We start from the raw sequence: 3,358 nt of genomic DNA, 5'->3' as shown, positions 1-3,358 counted from the left end.
GAAGGCAGCGCGAGCGGCACGCTGGCCCCGAAATAACCCACGGGCGTAGGCACCATGCCAAGGTCGACCACGTCCACGCCGGCTTCACGCAGCCCGGCTGCAAGCGCGCCAACAAGCTCCGGACCTGAGAGACGGCCATCACGGGCCACGACGACCGAGTCGCCGCCTTGGCTACGAATCTCGCTGCCAAATGCGCGGCCAATCTTGCGCGCGACGCCGGCATCGACAGTTTTGCCCACGATCCCGCGAATGTCGTAAGCCTTGAAAATGGACTGGGTAACTGGTACTTGCGGTGACTGGCTCATGGAATGGCTACCTGACTAATAATTTAAATGGTTCCGGGGCATCCCGAAGCGTCCCGGGTCACGGAGACCCCTTGATACAGACCTGCGGCCAACGACAAAAAACCTGATTCGACCCACCCGGCCACGGCGCTGAATTAACTGGCCCGACAACTCGCCGACTAACTCGCCCAACGCACGAGCGGCCAGAAACGATACCGGACGAAACGCGAAAAAATAACGAAAGAAATTCGTCGCGCGCGATCCCGATGCTCGTAACGCCCGCTTCGGAGACCCCTCAGCGTCCCCTCGGCAAGCTTCGTCCACGCGTCGACCAAGCATCAACCAGGCATCAACCACGCGGTTGCGCGTAACTGTTCGCACCTATAATCGCAGTCTTTCCGCGCGGACCTGCGCAAATATTCTAATCCAATGCCCGGACGCTTTTTCACCACAAAGTACAAACGTCGCACCGAATGGCGGAAAACCGCGCGTAGGTTGACGGGTCCCGACAGGGTTTCCGGGACGGTTTTCAACCGCGTCCCGCCAGGGATTGCAGCCAGCCCGGGCAGCTGTTTTACCGCAAGCGCCATGCCTATGGCTACTAAAACGTCAGGCGCCGTCCGCGGATGCTGAACCGGATCAAGAACCCCGATGTCACCAAGGCGCTGGCGAACATCGTCTGGCTGGGTCTGGAACGCCTGACGCAGATCGCGGTCGCCATTGCCATCAGCGGACTGCTCGCGCGCTACTTTGGCCCCGATGTCTTCGGCAAATGGCAATACGCCAACACGCTGCTGCTCGTCCTCTCGCCCATCACCTGGGTGTGCGGCGCGGAAATCCTCGTGCCGACCATCGTGAATCGCCCGCCAGGCCAGCTCGGCACGGTGCTCGGCAGCGCGTTCGTATTGCGCATGGGTGTATCCGCGGCGGCACTCGTCCTCACGTGGATCGGCATTGCAGCGGGTTTCACCAATCCCCTCGTCGGCGCCATGCTCGCCGGCCTCGCCGTGACCATGCTGTTTCGAGAACCGTTCGTCGGCGTGATCAACGCATGGCTGCAAAGCATGACGTACAGCAAACCGCAATTGCTGACCAGCATGCTCACGGCGCTCGCCAAAGCCGCGCTCGTGTACGTGCTCGTGCGCGCAGCAGCAAGCCCGGCGCGCTTCGGCTGGCTGTGGGCGCTGGAAGCGGCGGTCATCGGCGGCGTGTTGATGCTGTATTACATGCATCGACACGGCGGCAAGCTCGGCTGGCACATCGACCGCTCGCTGTTCCGCCATTTCGCGAGCGCCGGCACCGTGTTCTGGCTCGGCCTCATTTGTATGTATCTGTTCCTGAAGCTCGACCGGCTCATGCTCGAACGTCACATTTCGTTCGCCGATCTCGGTCGATATTCCGCCGCGCAGCAACTCAACGAAAACTGGATCACGCTCGCGCTGATGCTCGCGCAGACGATCGCGCCGGCGTTCGTGTATCGCGTGCACGATGCAGTGCAACTGAAACGCAACGTCGGCCGCCTGATCGCGATGACGGCGGCGCTGATGATCGGCGGGGCAATCGTGCTCGACCTGCTCGCGGGTTTCATCATCTCGCGCGTGTTCGGGCCGGCTTACACCGAATCCATCAGCATTTTCCGCTGGGCGGTGTGGCTCTCGGTGCCGGCTGGTGTTGAAGCGATCGGGAACCTCGTCGTGCTTAAATACCAGGCGAAATTCGTGTTGCTCGCCAAGTGGCTGCTGGCGCTGGCGGTGGCTTTCGTCGTGAACCTGATCGCCATTCCGCGCATGGGCAGCTACGGCGCGCTGATCGGGCTGGCGGCGGGGTATCTCGCAGCGGCATCGGTCAATTTCTACTACATTCGCTTCAGGCTGCGGGTATGAGCACCTACTCACCATCCCCGACGCTCGACGACGTCACCGTGCTGATCCCGGTGTTCAACGCCCAGCACGACCTGGATCGCACGCTCGCATCGTTCTGCGAGCGTGCGCCGGTACGGGTACTGGTTGTAGATGACGGCAGCCTGCCGCCCATCGTCGCGCCGTCGGTTGGGAACCTCGTCATCGAGGTGCTGCGCATGCCGCGCAATGGCGGTATTGAGTTAGCGTTGCAGACGGGCGTCGCCGCGCTGGCGGCACGTGGCATCACATACGCGGCGCGCATTGATGCGGGTGATCTGGCGACGCCGTATCGGCTGGAAAAGCAGCGCGCTTATATGGAAACGCATCCGAACACGGCGGCGCTCGGCATGTGGACGCACGTGGTGAGCATGGAGGGCGCGCCGCTGTTCGACCTTCGCCCGCCTGCCGAGCCGGCAGTGATTCGCCACGTCATGCTGCTGCGCGCCTGCTTCTCCCATCCGACGATGATGCTGCGCGTCGGCGCCGTGATGGACGCCGGTAACTATCGCGCGGAGTATCGGGCGGCTGAGGACCTCGATCTGTTCCTACGCCTGATGCAAGACCACGACTGCGCAAATCTGCCGGAGTTCGGCGTGTATTACGAACTGAACGAGCACGGTATCAGCGCGACAAAACGCCGTACTCAAACGCTGTCCACGCTGCGGCTGCAATTGAAATACATGCGTTTGACGAACCTGCCGGACTGGCTCGGCGTGGCGAAGAATATTGCGCATCTGATGCTGCCTTACGGCGCGTTGCGCGCATTGAAAACACGCTTGTTTCACCCATGACGTGAGACTTTGAAGCAAGTCCTTGCTTCAGGCCCTTGCCTTAAACCCCCTTTACCCAGCGCCTGACATACCGTATCTGAAACCTATCGAATGAACGCAGAGAAATCCCGCCTTCGCATTGCCCTCGTCTGCAACACCGCGTGGGCGAACTACACCTACCGGCGCGGCTTGCTGAGGATGCTGATCGAACGCGGCGTGGAGGTTTCCGTGATCGCGCCGCGCGACCGGACCTTCGCGCCGCTCGAAGAAATGGGATGCCGATGCGTGGAGCTGCCGGTGGCGTCAAAAGGCACCAATCCCCGCGATGACCTGAAGACGCTCGCCGCGCTCTATCGCGAATACCGCACCACCCGGCCGCACATGGTGTTTCACTACACAATCA

2 protein-coding genes and 2 pseudogenes are annotated in these 3,358 nt (G+C 61.7%); 3 read left to right on the top strand and 1 reads right to left on the bottom strand.

Annotation, left to right across the window (positions count from 1 at the left end; translation table 11 throughout):
- Positions 1–305: pseudogene (locus JWR14_RS20410) on the bottom strand (phosphomannomutase/phosphoglucomutase); the annotation flags it as partial.
- A 605-nt stretch (positions 306–910) separates the two neighbouring features.
- Between JWR14_RS20410 and JWR14_RS20405 the strand changes: the two are divergent.
- From JWR14_RS20405 to JWR14_RS20395, 3 genes and pseudogenes are all read left to right on the top strand, one after another.
- Positions 911–2,167 (top strand): oligosaccharide flippase family protein, encoded by a 1,257-nt coding sequence (locus tag JWR14_RS20405; RefSeq protein ID WP_299710512.1) that lies wholly within the window; start codon positions 911–913, stop codon positions 2,165–2,167.
- The gene (locus JWR14_RS20400; protein ID WP_299710509.1) at positions 2,164–2,976 is read left to right on the top strand and encodes a glycosyltransferase; all 813 of its coding nucleotides are present in this window, start codon (positions 2,164–2,166) and stop codon (positions 2,974–2,976) included. The genes JWR14_RS20405 and JWR14_RS20400 overlap by 4 nt, the downstream gene beginning before the upstream one ends.
- Positions 2,977–3,066: 90 nt before the next feature.
- Positions 3,067–3,358: pseudogene (locus tag JWR14_RS20395) on the top strand (glycosyltransferase family 1 protein); the annotation flags it as partial.

The organism is Caballeronia sp. (assembly GCF_028292365.1).
Classification (GTDB): Bacteria; Pseudomonadota; Gammaproteobacteria; order Burkholderiales; family Burkholderiaceae; genus Caballeronia.
The sequence above is the reverse complement of the archived record's forward strand: the minus strand, read 5'-3'. Positions and strand labels throughout refer to the sequence as shown.

Bases quoted from the DNA above. Each gene is read 5' to 3' on its own strand.
- JWR14_RS20405 (WP_299710512.1), top strand. From the start codon at position 911: ATGCTGAACCGGATCAAGAACCCCGATGTCACCAAGGCGCTGGCGAAC.
- JWR14_RS20400 (WP_299710509.1), top strand. From the start codon at position 2,164: ATGAGCACCTACTCACCATCCCCGACGCTCGACGACGTCACCGTGCTG.